The organism is Coprobacillus sp. (genome assembly GCF_984815275.1).
In genome coordinates this window covers 42,779-58,206 of record NZ_CFJNYH010000023.1, presented here as the reverse complement: position 1 = coordinate 58,206, position 15,428 = coordinate 42,779, and the positions used below count along the sequence as shown (strand labels likewise).

Genomic DNA, 15,428 nt, shown 5'->3' with positions numbered 1-15,428 from the left:
GGAATCCCTATTTTTCAATAGTTATTCCTTTATCCTCCACTCTTGACACAGAGCCCTTCTTTTCAAACATCCACTTATTTCTCGACACCCAATTTGGGCGAAATAAGTTTTATGTCGGCTCTACATAATCATAACAGAAATCAAATAATTGTCAATCTTTAATTATATGGATGAGTCCTTAAAAGTTCTCTCATTTCTTTTTCCCCATCTTCTTTTAATAAAGATGAATAATTAAACAAACTATAACCTTTATATCCATTATTAGACAATATTTGAACTTGTTCAGATATATTTGATGATGACAAAGTCCAGCCTTTATCCAAATCCAATTCTTCTCCAGATTGATAGAGTGCCAATCCTGCATATAACATAACCGTCTTTTGACGTTTTAATCCAGCATACAGTTCAATACGATCTGTAAACATCCTTGTTTTTCCATCTGGTCCATACTGATCACTCCAGTAAACCTGAGGCATTATATAATCAACATATCCATCTTCCTTGAGCCATGTATCTACATCTGCCCCTTCATTAACACAATTCTCATAATTTCCTTGTGGGCTAATACCAAAAACAATATTTGAATTAATAGACTTAATACTTTGATAGACATCTTGTATAAGCATGTTTACGTTATCCATACGTTGCCCTTGTGTCGTTTCACCATGTGTACCTTCAATATAAAAGTAATCATCAAAATGAATACCATCTACTTCATAGTTTTCAACAATCTCTTTCACACCAGCAATTATATAATCTCTAACGTCCTGACTTTCAGGATTAAATATATATTTATACGTTGCATACCCAATACTTTGTTTGGTATCTTCTAACCATGATTTTTTTGATGACAATTCCATGAAATTTTGATAAGTATTTTTATTTAAAGATATACGATAGGGATTTATCCAAGCTTCAATTGATATCCCTTTTTTATGTGCTAATTTAATCATTTCTTCTAGAGGATCAAAAGACAATGAAGAGCGATGACAAATGACTTTTGATATTGGATAAATTTTAGATTGATATAATGCATCAGCAAATGGCCTGACCTGAACAATAATTGTATTATTTTTATAGTTATCTACAACCCTTAATGCTTCTGAGAAATCTTCTATAAAAGCATCTCTTGATTCATATGAAAACTTAGCTAGATCAGAATAAGAAAACCAAACTGCTCGTTTATCTAAAGAGGATAATGAACATGTTGGTCTAGGAAACAAAAAGTAAACAATAAAACATACACATAGCAAAACAACAATGACTAAAAAACTATGTTTTGTATTTTTCTTCACAACATCACCCCTTTAATCATATTCATTAAATATCTCTTAAGTCCTCAGGAGTGGTAATTTTTATATTTTCATAATCACTAACAATGGCATATACCTTAACATCACTAAATTTTTCAACCATTTGAGCATCATCAGTTGCTTGATATTCTTCTAGAATTCCTTGTGAATATGCATCAACAATCACATCTCTATGAAAAGCTTGAGGCGTTTGCGCCTGCATTAATTCAGAACGCTTTAAAGTCTCAACAACTTTCCCATTGACAACTTTTTTAATTGTATCTTTACAAGGAACCATAAGTAAACAGGCACTGTGCACTTTTAAACATTCTAATAAAGCATCAATATGTTTTCTTTTTACAAATGGTCTTGCCCCATCATGTATAAGAACATAATCACCTTTTGTCTTCTTCAATCCTTCATACACACTATCTTGTCTTTCCTGTCCTCCATCAGCAAATTCAATACGTGAATCTTTTGATAGTCTCTCAAACAGTTTTCTTTCAAAAGGCTGTGTAACAACAATAATTTGACCACATTTTGAATCATGAATAAAATTCTCCAAAGTCATTTCATAAACTGTTTTTCCATTAAACTCATAAAGCATTTTATTATAATCTAAACCTGTTCTTGTGCCTTTTCCAGCACATAAAATAATGACACTATACATATATTCCACCCACCTTTTTTATATTATACAATCCCATTTCTTAAAAAGATAGCCAAAATAATAAATATTACCTTATCTAAATTCTAAAGAATATTTTTTTGATATGTAAAAAAGACAATACATCCACATATCAATAATGGTCCAACAAAAAAAGTTATCAACATTATAATAAAATCAAATTTCATCAGATTATGAATATATAGTGAAAACAATATATTTCCAATATAAATCAAACAAACAGCCATCAATATTCCAAAAAAAACAATAACTTCTTTTCTAATAATAGAAAGAAGAGGTTTTCGTTCATAACCAATCCGAGATAATGTTAAAAAAACATTCTTTCTTCCAAGTATTTCTACTAAAAATCTAAAAACTACTGTTAATGATAATAAACAATGAATAACAACATAAGATACAAAACATAAAACAACAGTCATAGAATCAGATAAATTGGAAACGAGCAATGTAATTATAAGAATTGTACTCATGATAAAAAGAATTAAATTCTTCTTCATGAAAACAAGATCTCTTCTCATAAAACCAATGTAAACTGTTTTTTCTGAATAATCAATATGATTCATAATATATTGATCTAAAAATGGAATCAGCATTTTACTCCACAAACCATAAAGACCAATCATTCCTATAACAGAGAAAAGAATCATTGCTGTTGGTTCATTTCCATAGATATAAAACAAACAAATAGGTAATAAAAACATGATTGAATAGAGATATTTTGTAAATTTGATATCAAAATGAAAAGGAAAGGCAGGTTTTAAGCCATCGACCATAACATCTCCTACCAAGAGATTTCGTATTGAACTTCGATATGCATATCCAACATTGAGAATTGTACACCATATCACAACAAATAAAAGGATAACAATCGTCACAAGAATACCCTGTTGATTAAAACTCAAAATTGTTGTGATTTGTAACATATCTAATATAAAATTATTAATAAACATCATAGATAATATTGCCAAAGCAATACCAATTGGTACAGCACAGAAAAAAATAAACAATGTTGATGAAAGTAAATATCCTGTAATTTGTAAAAATGTTGCGCCACTAACCAAACGTATAGCCATTTGTTTCGACTTTTTCTTCACATAGAAATCATTTGCAAAAAAGATAACAATCATACATATTGTCATGACAAAGACACATAAATACGTAATGACATCATTTCTACTATTGATAAAAGTCATTCCAACTGCTTCAGAACAAGCGACATTAAAAAAAATAAAAATAAACATTGTCGTTAAAACAAAAGTTATCCAATAAAATAATGACCTTGAAAAATTCTCATGAATACCACGCCATGCAAGTTTAATCATGATGCTTCTCAAATAACTTTCTTGATTCTAATGAATTGATATCTACAATTTTCTGGAAGTATTCATCTTGAGATAATTCTTGGCGTTGAAGCGTTTCAGCAATATGTCCATCTTTAATGTAAACAAATCGCGAAGAATAAGAAGCAATCATAGGATCATGTGAAACCATAATAATAGTCACTCCATCTTGTTCATTTAAACTTTTCAATGTCATTAAAAGCTCATGAGAGTTGACACTATCTAAGTTTCCTGTTGGTTCATCAGCAATAATTATTTTTGGCTGCGCAATTAATGCTCTACATATAGCTGCACGTTGTCTTTGTCCTCCTGAACATTCATAAGGATACTTCTTTAATAAATGTTCTATCCCCATATTCTTAGCCATATCATGGACACGCTCAAAAATATCTTCTTTAGATATCTTGGCAAGTGATAATGGCATTGAGATATTTTCAAACAGTGTATGAGTATCTAGCAGATTAAAATCCTGAAAAACAAATCCTAAATTTTGATATCGGAAACGTCCTATTTCTTGAGCGGACATTTCTCTTACGTCTACCCCTTGGATACGAACACTCCCTTTGGTTGGAATATCAATAGTTGAAATATTATTAATAAATGTTGACTTTCCGCTCCCACTCGGTCCCATGATACATATAAACTCACCTGGTTCTACCTGAAAATCAAGTGCATGTAATGCCTCAAATTCATTTTGACTATGTATCCCATATATCTTAGTCAGTTTTTTGGCTTCTAGTATATATTGGCTCATCGTCATCCCTCCGTTTCATTTTTGTTTATAATTCAATACATTTTTGTAACACATTTTCAGTTTATCACTTGTGTTTCATTTTTGCAACTCATTCATTGCAAAAAAGTAAAATATATCATATAATTGAAAAGAAGGTGAAAATATGAGTCTAGACCAATACATGAAGAATATCAGAAAACAACATAATCTTTCCAAACGTGAATTTGCAAAACAACTGGGTATTTCAGCAGCCACAATTGTGAGAATTGAAAATGGTATAACAGTTTCACCATCAAAAAATTTAATTTCTAAACTCGCTTATTATCTTCAAAAAAGTGAAGTTGAAATCTTACAAGATATCCAAAGTCAACCTTTCTTTGAAAATCAGACTGCTTTTCTTTATGGAAATTATTTATATATACAGGGATGGTTTATCCAAAATCTATATAGTCACATAAATCCCAATGGTGAAAAATTACAATTTGCTATCAAAGCAACAAAAAAAAGAGAACCTCAAAATATCATGGTTGTTGACCAGATAGATTCTCTTTTAACCAAACAGGAAGACATTCAGGATACTCTTGCGAAAGCTATTTTCAAAATCACAAAACTCCAAGATGTCTCTATTAAAACTTATACTATTGTTTTTAAAACTAGCCAAAGAGACATTTACTATAAAATGGCTTCCCTTCAACTTCAACATTTATCATTTAAAATTTATTTAATCTTAATAGACACACAACGTTTTCAAATCATAGAAGAGTATTGTTTAACGACTATTTGATACAAGATACTTCTTCATCTTTGAAAGCAGATGTCTGGCACCTAAAGTTGTATCATAATCAAGCAAGATATCATGAATCATTTCATCAGATAACTCAACAGGTGCATTCTTTTTTAAGATTTCTTTTAAATCTTTTTTCTTTAACATCTGATAAGGAACAATCTCATCAATACGATTCATAAATTCTTGAGAAAAGACATCTTTAAGACTTTCTTGTGAGAATGTCTTCTTCTTAAACCCTACACTTGGTTGATTATGAGAGGAAACATTTGATGTCATTATAATTAAACTATCTTTAAATGAAATCTTATGATGATGATTGTCTTTTATTACACCCTCATCAAAGACCTGTAAAAATAAGTTCATCACAGTAGGATGAGCTTTTTCTATTTCATCTAATAACAAAATTGTATTAGGTTTTAAGATGATTTCGTGCAAAACTGATGAATGGTCATCATATCCTACATATCCAGGTGGAGACCCAATGATTTTAGAGACACTACTTGGTTCACTATATTCAGACATATCTAATTTTACAAAATTACGATTTAATAATTTTGCTAAAGACTTAGCAGTTTGTGTTTTACCAATTCCACTTCCGCCTACCAACAAATATATTCCACTTGGTTTTTGAGGATGAGGATATTGAGATAATGATTCTAATGATTCAACAATTGTATGAATCGCTTTATCCTGTCCAATAATTTCTTGTTTCATTTGTTCTTCAAGATTTTGGTATGAAAAAGAAGTTGTCAGTGACATTCCTGTCATCTCTTCTATAACTTTTTCAATATGTTTTTTCTGTAAACTTTTTTCTTTTAAGAAAAGAGCTTTGACACATGACAAGTCTAATACATCTAAAGCTTTATCAGGAAAAACACGTTGAATTAAATATTGATCACATAACTCAATAACATCATCTATATTTTGTTCACTGATTTGAACTTGATGATAATTTTCATACTGAGCTTTTAATCCTAATAAGATACGTCTTGTTTCCTCTTTAGAATTTTCATTTAATTTAATAACTGCAAATCTCCGATTCATGGCCTGATCTTTTTCAAAATACTTGTAGTATTCTTCAATCGTTGTTGCTCCAATAATCGTTAAATCTTTTCTTGCTAAGTACGGCTTGAGAATATTAGAAGCATCAATAGCTCCTTCAGCTCCACCTGCACCAATCAAATTATGAATCTCATCAATAAATAAGATAGCATCCTTAGCCTGTATTACTTTATCAATAATCTTCTTGAATTTTTCTTCAAATTCACCACGATATTTTGTGCCTGCAACAATACTTGATAAACTTAATTCATAAATAACTTTATCCTTTAAAATAGCAGGAACTTCATGACTATTAATCTTTAATGCAAGTTTTTCAACTAAAGCTGTTTTACCAACACCCGCTTTACCAATAAGTAAAGCATTATTTTTTTCTTTCTTACAAAGAGTTAAAAAAAGTTGTTCTAACTCCTTGTCTCTTCCAATCATTAATCTTTCTTGTTTTTGAACAAGATGATTAAAATTCGTTAATTCATGAATGAGATCTAATTCATGGAGTAAAGATTTTTCTTCACTAAGTTCCTTTTTGATTTCATCAAAGGGAACATGATATTTGTTGAGTAATTCTACTGCTACACTTTCTTTTTGTAGTAACATAGCAATTGATAAAGTATTCAAAGAAACTTTACTTTCTTTTTTCGCTTCACTCATACTCATAGCATCTTCTAAAATCTTCTTTACGACTTCACTGTACTCCATATAAAAAGGTTGAATATCTTTTTCACCAAACAACCTTACAACATCCTCATATATCATTTCATCATCAACATGATACGTCTTTAATATCTTAGAAAAAGGACAATCTTTTATCTTCAAAAGAGATAAGAGAAGATGTTCACTTCCTACACTACTATGTCCTAAATCAAAAGCAATACTCTCTGCAATGACAATTGCTTTTTGCGCTTTCTCATGAAATTGTGTGAGCATACTACACCTCTTTTCCTTTCTATCATATGAACTCTCTTTGAAATTATTAACACCATTTCTTATATTTAATCAATTTCATAACGATTTGTCTCTTCCGAAAATTTTCTTCAACAAAGAATGTTTCTATTCCTCAATGAACAAAACATCTTTTTATTTTATATGATTTTTTCTAAATACATGAAAAATCCTATAATTATAAACATAAAACTCACCTTAAATGCAAACATTGCACTTATACTTGATATACAATGAAATTTCTCTAAGATTACTAATACACATTGAATCATAATAATGGAATCACAAGTATCTAAAAAATTAATAATCTTCGCTGTTGAACATAAAATTTTTATATTTTCTTATCTAACCTAATGCATAGATAGCAATACCTATTTTATAACACTACTCATTAGCAAAACATGTTATCTTCAATCTCTATGTTTCATGTAATCACATTTTTATGTTAAGTGTAACTTGCAAGAATACTACATAGACTGTTTCCTACCCCATTGTTTTTTTATGATATTATTATATTAGTTACTTTTTTGATATTTATTACTACATTAATATCACAATTATGCAATATTTCGTATTTTGGCTCACTCTCTTATGTTTAGGTCTTTGATTCCCTCATTAATTTATCCACATATATGACATTTCTGTGAATTCGTTCCACCTATTAACTCTAATGGACTTCTTTTCTGAATGTAAATCTGTTTTAAATTACACCTCTAAATCAAGATAAACACTGCCTTGTAAATACGGAGACAAGTGTAGGAACATTGCTATATCAAACTCATTCAGGTATAAAATACCATCTTAATCAAAAAGAATAAGTCGTTGTGAATATAAATATGGAGTAATCACAAGGAGAAAGAATGAACACTTGATTCAAAACAAACTATATTATCTGAAAATGAGAATATGCAATCATGAGTAAATGAATAAATTCTTTACTTTCTAATTACGTACATACTATGTGTGAAGAATAAAATGATTAAAAGAATAATTACAAAGGCAGTTATTGTATCAATATTTCTTATAAACGTTAATGACATTTTTGCTAAAAAAGAGAAATTTAAAACATTTAACTATAATTTAAATAGTGAAAACAAAAAAAATATTCTACTTATATAATAATGGTGAATTAGTGATAACACTTATCAAGAAGAAAATAACTGGTTTTGATAGAATCATCAAAAATAGTATATGAAGAGAAGGATGGTGGAACACTATTTTTGTAACAAATATAACTAATTGTAAATCTACTTCTACAGGTAATTCCCAAGCTTCTATATTATTTTATTTATAAGTAAAAAACTAACTATTGATGGTTTATATTATTCGCAGTACACTCATAACAAGCGTTTATTTAAGAGCACAAATGGTGGATTCTAATTTATAAGTAATAGTAAAAAATATATAAACTTAATATTTCATATACATAATGATATCAAGATTCTTATTTTATTATAGAAAAATAAGAATTATTATATTATAATATTTACAATAAAAAGTTTACTAAAAAAGGAGTAATGTTAATCTATGGATGAATATAAAAAATATTTAAATATCATTGAACAAACTATGAATGATACAAAATATATTAAAGATTCATATCAGCCTACTTTTGGTATTATAAAAATACTAAAATATTGGTTTATACTATATTTTTTAAGTATTCTATCTTTTTTTTGTATTGATAAAATAAATATGTATTATGAACTATACAATTATTCCTCATTTTACACCATATATAATGTGTATAGGATAATAATTTGTATTGCTATTCCTACTCTATTATTATTTTGTGTGTTAAAATCTGAAATTTCAGTAAAAGAAAGAAGGTATTTGAAAATATGGCTAATCTTTCCTATATTTTTTTGTTTGGATAATTGCCTTTCAAGTTTTTCCTCTCTTTTGAATGCTGAAACAATGATTTCTTTTTATCAATCATTTCCAATATCTGGAATTATTAATATAGTATTTTTATTGTATTTATATTCTTATTTCAAATATAAAGGTATTTCAGTATTGATTATAATGTATATAATATATTGTGGCTTTTCGTTTTATTATTTATCAATTTATTTGAATTTAATAGATGCTAGTTTGATTCAAACAAACCTTTTTATGATATTAAATAATATTCAATCATATAGAATCATTGAAATTCTCTCTTTATTAATATCAATTATTGTTATAAAAAAGAAAGAGTAATATTAATAATGAAAAATAAAATCATAAATTATTCTAAAGTATTTGAATCAATAATTAGAGTGCAAATGATATCTAGTTTATATATTTCAAGCCTTACCTATAATGAATTAAAAGAAGTATGCAACTGTAGTGATGGTAATATGGCAACGCATACAAAAAAATTATTGAGTGAAGGCTTTATATTAACAAATAAGGAATTTGTCAATAACAAACCTCAAACCACTTACAGTTTAACTGAAAAAGGGAGAGAAGAATTTGTAAATTATATAAAATTATTAAATAATGTAGTCAACCAGGAGGATAAGATATGAAAAAAATTATTACTATAGCTTTTCTATTTATTTCCATTTTATTTAATCTCAATTATGTAAGTGCATACTCAAGAGAATACAAATGTGAACTTAATCTCTATACTCAAGAAATTGAAAAAATCAATCAAAAATATAATACAAACTACTATATTTTAGATGAAAATGATTTTCTCAATAGTGAACTAAAAGAAAAATTTAGCTCAAATTATAAACAGTATATTAAGTTTATTACTACACAAGATATTGGATCATTTAAAAAATCATTGATTGATGAATTAGTATATACATCAGAGAATGTTATTAATACAAAAATATGGATTAATTCACGTTCTACTATTGGATCAAAAACAATGTTGTTCTTTAATGGAAATAATAAAATGACATTAAAATATAAATATAGTGGTTCTAAATTCGATACAAGTTATAAACCAATCGTTACTGTATCACGAGTAAGTAGTATAATGTTTTTTGAAATGAGTAGTTATTCTGGGCAATTTTTGAATTCTAACAAGACATATAGGGTTATTGCAAAAGGACGAGTAATTACAACAACAGGTATTGCTAATAATAAATCATATACAGTAAACTTTAATCTTTAATTTTTTAATAAATTTCTCTATACAGATAGAGAAATTATATTTTTAAAAGTACTTTTTAATAAAAAGTACTTTTAAAAAACAAGAAAATTTGATATAGTTTATATATAGAGATAAATGATGTATGGAGAGGAGCTGAAATACAATTTAATACTATCTTCTAATAGTTAGGGAAAGGTATTATATCAATATTTCATATTGATATATAGGGATCACAAATGAAAAAATTAGGAAAATATTTAAGTATTGTTTGTACTATTTGTTTAATGATAAGTCCTATCTCATCAGTAAATGCAAAAACCAATGAAGAGTTACTAGAGTATGAAATATCAGAATTAGAATATTTCAAGGAATTAAAATCTCAAACAAATGAGGAATTAATTTCAAAAGGAATGACTCCTGATCAAATAAAATATATTAAAAATTTTGATTTAATTAGCGAACTACAAGAAAGAGCAAAACTTAGTAATGAACAATTAAAAGATATGGGTTATAGTGATAACGATATTAAACAATTAAGAGTTAGTTTAAGCAAAAAAAATATAAACGAAGATGAAATAATTAAAGAAATCCGTGGAGCGACCCTTAATCTAGTATTAGGAAGTGCAATAGCATCTAAATCTAAATACACATTTAATTATTCATTTAGATGGTCATCATGTCCAATTTTTATCCAAGATGATCTTTTAGCAGCAACTTGGTCAGCAACTGGTTCTAATGGAAGTCCTGTAAATGTCGCAATCAATAAATCATCATCATTTCTTACTGTAAAATATAAATCCACAGGTGGAGCACCAAATATGAAAGACACTACTTATAAATGGAATCCTATTCACGAATATAGAGCTGCAAAAATCCAATTCGATATGGGGTATAATATGGGAAGTGGTATGTCATATTGGACATATTATGGATCTGGAAAGCTAGTATTAGATGCAGTTGTATCCAATACAATTTATGAAGTTTACCTTAAATTTGGATATGGTCATAGTGTAGTAACTGGAACTCCATCTGTTTCTTTTTCTGGATCAGGACCAAGTATTGGTATGAGTTTTGGATGGACAACCCAAAATGAGGAAACATACTCTGTACGATACAGATATGACGGACACAAGGTGAGCTAAATTATGGAACAAATAAAAATATTGCTTTTAGGGATTGGAATTTTACTCTTCTCTATTTGCAACTATATAGTTGGTTATACAACCGATGCAAATATGTATATGTTTTTAGGACTTTTTATGGAAATTGTTGGTATAATTATTCTGTTAATAGGTTTTTTTAAAAAAAATTCTAGTGAACCTACTAAAACGAAATAAAAATGAATTAAATAAGAATAATTCACCAGTCTTTGTTCTATACTAAAACTGGATAGGAAAATAATTGGTTCTTACTCGTTTTTGGGTAAAAGGAATATCTGAACAGTACAAGCAATTGTACTGTTTTTATCTTTTTAATAAATCTGATAAATTAAAATCAATATTATTCATTAAAAATGGGACATAACATTTCCTATGAATATTTCAGTCTATTGCATGCACTATGTTAATCAAATGATGATAGTGTGTTAATTAAAGTGACAAAATTATATTTCATTGAAAAAGAATGTTTAAATTTGTTTTCAAGTATATAAAAGTGAGGATTCAAATTTCATTAGTTAATACAATGATTTTGAATTCTCTTTTTTTGTAATTAGTTTAAATCATGGGCGAATATGCACTATGATTATCTTTAAATATTCTAATTACTCATTTTCTCTTACTCTCATCGATTTAGAGCCTTTTATATGAATCAGATAGGAGTTTGCAATTATTCTATCGAGAATGACATCGGCTACTGCACCACCACCTAAATTCTAATGCCATCCCTGTGGCAGAAACTGTGATGCAAATATTGTTGAATGAGTATTATATCTCAATTCAAGTAATTCCAGTATATCTGACTGCTGAGCAGTCGTTGTTGGTGTCAATAAAAATTCATCAATGATAAGCAGTTCAATTCTTGACAATGCTCTTAGCTTCTTTTTATAGTTATCTTTATTTCTTGCCTGATCTAAATCATACAGCAGATCAGGAAGTCTTATATATCTAACATTGATTGCTTTCTTGTATGCTTCATTGCCCAGGGCAGAGACGTAAAATGTTTTTCCGGCACCTGTTGCTCCAATCACAATAATATTAAGATGATCATGAATATAATCACACGATGCTAGTTTCGCTGTCATAACTTTATCTATTTCTCTATCAGGATAGAATCTAATATCGCTGACTGTGGCATTTGACATCTTAACATTTGATCTCCTTTGAATATATTTCTTGACAGTTAGCTGCGACACTTCAAATTCAACCATTATTGTCTTGTATCTCTTTTTATTCAGGTCGGTTCATCTTCTCTGTATATCTCTAATTAATCTTTGTTTTTTTATGGCTTTCTGCATGTCTTTGATGGGACTTATCATTCTTGTCAGTACAGCTTTTATCAAAGTCTATGATATTTCCGCTTTCATCAACTGGTTCACTGTTATCATAATTCAATTTATTCAGTTCATCAGAACTAGGAGCAATTTTCAGTACTGCTTCTTTTTTTGGCATCTCATCCATGATTTTTCCATCTTTTATGAATATCATTTCTGGTATTTCTTCCTTGAATATTTCTTTCATTCTATCAATAAGGTTCTGAAGAAGATGAAAACGGTTAGCTATCTGTATACATTCTGGCAGAATCTCATTAATTGCAGAAGCGTAGGCACTGGCTCTGTCACGAGTCGCTATTTTTATCTTCTTATGACTTTCTAGCCATTTTGTTACCGTTTCCTTGTCTCTTCCATCAAGAAGTGCAATCAGATGATGTTCCTCCATATCATAGACTGCAGTTGCATATGTTTGTCCCTTTCTTATAGCCACATCATCAATACCTACCTGCTCAACATCATAATGATCTTCAATGACAATCTTATCCAGTACTCTTTTGATGGAATCATTACTGATTGTTACCCCTAGCAGTCCTAATACTTTGCTTGCACCTTCATTGCTCACAAACATGGAAACAGCCAATATCAGGCAGTTAAGTTCATCGGTTCTTCTTTGATAGGAAGTCACGAATGGGAGATTCTGCATAATGACCTTCCTATCACATTCAATATTCGTACAGTTGTACTTATAGGTAATGACATCCAAACAAGTTTTTTTGCCTCGAATAGGGTAAGTCTGTATGACTCTGTGATAAGTATTATGAAGTGTATATGTAGGAGCACCACAAACAGGACATACATCATCATGAGAAGTCGCCTTGACATAGATAATTATTTTATCGGTATCTTCTTTCCAGTCATAGACAATAAAGTCATCACCAAACAACTTTTCATTTAAATCAATTTCATTATATTTCATGAATAACACCATCCTATATATCTATTATATCAAAATACCCAAATATAAGAAATAGATATCCAGAAAAAAACAGTACAGTTTTTTGTACTGTTCAGATATTCCTTTTACCCAAAAGTGAGTAAAAACCAATTTAATTACTTGCCTCCCACTCTTGACACAGAAACATCAGTCTTTACATTTTCTTTTAATCTTCCATAGACAACATAACGATTGTCAGTGCCATTATAGCATGTACTTAGCATTGCTAAAGGAGCTTCTTTATCACTCACTTCTTTATACACTTTAGCAACATCCTGAATACTTTCTATATATTTTTTATAATTGATTCCTTTAGCATATAAATCACTATTTGCATCAATAATTGTAGAAGCAAATGCATCATAAATATTAACAGTTCCATCAGGTAAGTATATATAGATCAATGAATGTTCCTGAAAATAATCATTCTCTACAAAATATCTTAAATCATGAAAACGAGAACCATTTTTCATATTATGGCCATAAATAATTGTATTATCATCTTTAAAATCTTTTTCATTGATTTTATCTATAAAAATAGCCCCAGCTTTATTGCTTTTCTTATATATATCAGTATAAAGATAACTGTCATTATCTTTTCCTTTTAAAATAGGTTCATCTATCTTTGTATCAGGAATATATAACCAGCCAATAACATCACTATTGTTTTTTTGTAATTCTTTAAAATGAATAACTCTATGAAGGGGATCTTTATCATCTTGAGGTTCTTCTACATAAGTATCAACAATATCATTTGTTTCTTTTTCTATCATATAATAATCATAGAAAATCTTACCTAATTGAAAAGCAGAAAAAACAAAGACACAAACACTAATAACAAGAATAACTTTTCGTATTTTTTCTTTCATTAAACATTAAACTTGAAGAACATAATGTCTCCATCTTTCCCTACATATTGTTTACCTTCTTGACGAATTTTTCCTGCTTCTCTTAAAGCTTGTTCACTACCATATTTTATCAAATCATCATAAGCATAAGTTTCAGCCTTAATGAATCCTTTTTGGAAATCTGTATGAATAACACCAGCCATTTCAGGTGCTAACATGCCCTGTTTGAATGTCCATGCACGAACCTCATCTACACCTACAGTAAAGAATGTATTTAAACCTAACAATGCATAAGCTTCTTTAATTAACTTATCTAAACCACTTTCATCAATTCCAAGATCTTGTAAAAACATATCTTTTTCTTCTTTATCCAGCCCTACCAATTCACTTTCAATTTTTGCACAAATTGGAACAACATCGCATCCTTCTTTTGATGCATAATCTTTCAACTCTACATAATATGGATTGGCATCTGGATTTTCTAAATCTTCTTCACCTAAATTTGCAACATAGATTAAAGGTTTCATTGTTAACAATGTAAATTGCTTAACAATATCCATTTCATCTTTACTATATTCCATAGTGCGTGCCGGTTTTCCAGCTTCTAGAATGTCTTTAAGGGGAACTAAAATATCTAATTCTGCCTTTGATTCTTTATCTCCTGATTTTGCTTTCTTTTCAATCTTACCTATTCTTTTTTCAACAGTTTCTAAATCTGCAAAGATTAATTCTAAATTAATTGTTTCAACATCTCTAATTGGATCTACATCACCATCAACATGTGTAATGTCTTTATCTCGGAAACAACGAACAACTTCACAAATAGCATCTGTTTCTCTAATATTCGCTAAAAACTTATTTCCTAAACCTTCTCCTCGTGATGCTCCTTTAACAAGTCCAGCAATATCTGTAAATTCAAATGTTGTTGGAACTGTCTTTTTAGGCTTACAAATCTTTGTTAATTCTTCTAAACGATGATCAGGAACTTCAACAACACCTACATTTGGATCAATAGTTGCAAATGGATAGTTTGCAGCTTCCACTTGTGCGTTTGTAATTGCATTAAATAATGTTGATTTTCCTACGTTTGGTAATCCTACAATACCGGCTGTTAATGCCATAAATTATCACTCCTTAACTTCCTATACATTTTATCTAAAAACACTCTAAAATACAAGTGATTTCTATTTGTCATCATCTGTCGTTTTGGTTATAATAAGAAA

15 protein-coding genes are annotated in these 15,428 nt (G+C 28.8%); 6 read left to right on the top strand and 9 right to left on the bottom strand.

All coding sequences use genetic code 11. From position 1 onward, the window contains the following. Positions 1-158: 158 nt before the first annotated feature. The 4 genes from AC5M21_RS09640 to AC5M21_RS09625 all read right to left on the bottom strand — a co-directional run bounded on the left by AC5M21_RS09640 (position 159) and on the right by AC5M21_RS09625 (position 4,074). A complete protein-coding gene (locus tag AC5M21_RS09640) occupies positions 159-1,295 on the bottom strand; it encodes a glycoside hydrolase family 10-like protein (protein ID WP_008790646.1) in 1,137 nt (378 codons plus the stop codon). A 25-nt stretch (positions 1,296-1,320) separates the two neighbouring features. Next, positions 1,321-1,962: a 2-C-methyl-D-erythritol 4-phosphate cytidylyltransferase gene (ispD, locus tag AC5M21_RS09635; protein ID WP_008790647.1), complete on the bottom strand. Its 642-nt coding sequence runs from the start codon at positions 1,960-1,962 to the stop codon at positions 1,321-1,323. An 83-nt stretch (positions 1,963-2,045) separates the two neighbouring features. After that, entirely contained in the window at positions 2,046-3,302 is a 1,257-nt protein-coding gene (locus tag AC5M21_RS09630; protein WP_008790648.1) for an FtsX-like permease family protein, read from the bottom strand. Continuing rightward, on the bottom strand, positions 3,295-4,074 hold the full coding sequence (locus AC5M21_RS09625; protein ID WP_017143972.1) for an ABC transporter ATP-binding protein: 780 nt from the start codon (positions 4,072-4,074) through the stop codon (positions 3,295-3,297). Before AC5M21_RS09625 ends, AC5M21_RS09630 begins: the two co-directional genes overlap by 8 nt. A 142-nt stretch (positions 4,075-4,216) precedes the next feature. Between AC5M21_RS09625 and AC5M21_RS09620 the strand changes: the two genes are divergently transcribed. Beyond that, on the top strand, positions 4,217-4,837 hold the full coding sequence (locus AC5M21_RS09620; RefSeq protein WP_008790650.1) for a helix-turn-helix domain-containing protein: 621 nt from the start codon (positions 4,217-4,219) through the stop codon (positions 4,835-4,837). Here AC5M21_RS09620 and AC5M21_RS09615 read toward each other — a convergent pair. Continuing rightward, positions 4,823-6,826 carry an AAA family ATPase gene (locus tag AC5M21_RS09615; RefSeq protein WP_017143973.1) on the bottom strand — a complete coding sequence of 668 codons (2,004 nt, stop codon included), beginning with the start codon at positions 6,824-6,826 and terminating at the stop codon, positions 4,823-4,825. The genes AC5M21_RS09620 and AC5M21_RS09615 overlap by 15 nt on opposite strands. A 1,542-nt stretch (positions 6,827-8,368) precedes the next feature. Between AC5M21_RS09615 and AC5M21_RS09610 the strand changes: the two genes are divergently transcribed. The 5 genes from AC5M21_RS09610 (at position 8,369) to AC5M21_RS09590 (ending at position 11,269) form a co-directional block, all read left to right on the top strand. Then, complete coding sequence (locus AC5M21_RS09610; protein ID WP_008790654.1) at positions 8,369-9,043, top strand: hypothetical protein; 675 nt, start codon at positions 8,369-8,371, stop codon at positions 9,041-9,043. An 8-nt stretch (positions 9,044-9,051) separates the two neighbouring features. Then, positions 9,052-9,354: a transcriptional regulator gene (locus AC5M21_RS09605; RefSeq protein ID WP_008790655.1), complete on the top strand. Its 303-nt coding sequence runs from the start codon at positions 9,052-9,054 to the stop codon at positions 9,352-9,354. Further along, positions 9,351-9,953: a hypothetical protein gene (locus AC5M21_RS09600; protein WP_008790656.1), complete on the top strand. Its 603-nt coding sequence runs from the start codon at positions 9,351-9,353 to the stop codon at positions 9,951-9,953. Before AC5M21_RS09605 ends, AC5M21_RS09600 begins: the two co-directional genes overlap by 4 nt. Before the next feature lie 215 nt (positions 9,954-10,168). Next, complete coding sequence (locus tag AC5M21_RS09595; RefSeq protein ID WP_008790657.1) at positions 10,169-11,074, top strand: hypothetical protein; 906 nt, start codon at positions 10,169-10,171, stop codon at positions 11,072-11,074. Between the two features lie 3 nt (positions 11,075-11,077). Further along, entirely contained in the window at positions 11,078-11,269 is a 192-nt protein-coding gene (locus AC5M21_RS09590; protein WP_017143975.1) for a hypothetical protein, read from the top strand. A 536-nt stretch (positions 11,270-11,805) separates the two neighbouring features. On the opposite strand, the gene AC5M21_RS09585 is transcribed toward AC5M21_RS09590, so the two are convergent. The 4 genes from AC5M21_RS09585 to ychF all read right to left on the bottom strand — a co-directional run bounded on the left by AC5M21_RS09585 (position 11,806) and on the right by ychF (position 15,326). Beyond that, a complete protein-coding gene (locus tag AC5M21_RS09585; RefSeq protein ID WP_008790658.1) occupies positions 11,806-12,300 on the bottom strand; it encodes an ATP-binding protein in 495 nt (164 codons plus the stop codon). Between the two features lie 52 nt (positions 12,301-12,352). Beyond that, complete coding sequence (locus AC5M21_RS09580; protein ID WP_017143977.1) at positions 12,353-13,339, bottom strand: ISL3 family transposase; 987 nt, start codon at positions 13,337-13,339, stop codon at positions 12,353-12,355. Between the two features lie 134 nt (positions 13,340-13,473). Continuing rightward, positions 13,474-14,226 carry a class B sortase gene (gene srtB / locus AC5M21_RS09575; RefSeq protein WP_008790660.1) on the bottom strand — a complete coding sequence of 251 codons (753 nt, stop codon included), beginning with the start codon at positions 14,224-14,226 and terminating at the stop codon, positions 13,474-13,476. Then, positions 14,226-15,326: a redox-regulated ATPase YchF gene (ychF, locus tag AC5M21_RS09570; RefSeq protein WP_008790661.1), complete on the bottom strand. Its 1,101-nt coding sequence runs from the start codon at positions 15,324-15,326 to the stop codon at positions 14,226-14,228. Before ychF ends, srtB begins: the two co-directional genes overlap by 1 nt. Between the last annotated feature and the right edge of the window lie 102 nt (positions 15,327-15,428).

Coding starts and splice junctions, on each gene's coding strand:
- ispD (WP_008790647.1), bottom strand. CDS start 1,962: ATGTATAGTGTCATTATTTTATGTGCTGGAAAAGGCACAAGAACAGGT.
- AC5M21_RS09630 (WP_008790648.1), bottom strand. CDS start 3,302: ATGATTAAACTTGCATGGCGTGGTATTCATGAGAATTTTTCAAGGTCA.
- AC5M21_RS09625 (WP_017143972.1), bottom strand. CDS start 4,074: ATGAGCCAATATATACTAGAAGCCAAAAAACTGACTAAGATATATGGG.
- AC5M21_RS09620 (WP_008790650.1), top strand. CDS start 4,217: ATGAGTCTAGACCAATACATGAAGAATATCAGAAAACAACATAATCTT.
- AC5M21_RS09615 (WP_017143973.1), bottom strand. CDS start 6,826: ATGCTCACACAATTTCATGAGAAAGCGCAAAAAGCAATTGTCATTGCA.
- AC5M21_RS09610 (WP_008790654.1), top strand. CDS start 8,369: ATGGATGAATATAAAAAATATTTAAATATCATTGAACAAACTATGAAT.
- AC5M21_RS09605 (WP_008790655.1), top strand. CDS start 9,052: ATGAAAAATAAAATCATAAATTATTCTAAAGTATTTGAATCAATAATT.
- AC5M21_RS09600 (WP_008790656.1), top strand. CDS start 9,351: ATGAAAAAAATTATTACTATAGCTTTTCTATTTATTTCCATTTTATTT.
- AC5M21_RS09595 (WP_008790657.1), top strand. CDS start 10,169: ATGAAAAAATTAGGAAAATATTTAAGTATTGTTTGTACTATTTGTTTA.
- AC5M21_RS09590 (WP_017143975.1), top strand. CDS start 11,078: ATGGAACAAATAAAAATATTGCTTTTAGGGATTGGAATTTTACTCTTC.
- AC5M21_RS09585 (WP_008790658.1), bottom strand. CDS start 12,300: ATGGTTGAATTTGAAGTGTCGCAGCTAACTGTCAAGAAATATATTCAA.
- AC5M21_RS09580 (WP_017143977.1), bottom strand. CDS start 13,339: ATGAAATATAATGAAATTGATTTAAATGAAAAGTTGTTTGGTGATGAC.
- srtB (WP_008790660.1), bottom strand. CDS start 14,226: ATGAAAGAAAAAATACGAAAAGTTATTCTTGTTATTAGTGTTTGTGTC.
- ychF (WP_008790661.1), bottom strand. CDS start 15,326: ATGGCATTAACAGCCGGTATTGTAGGATTACCAAACGTAGGAAAATCA.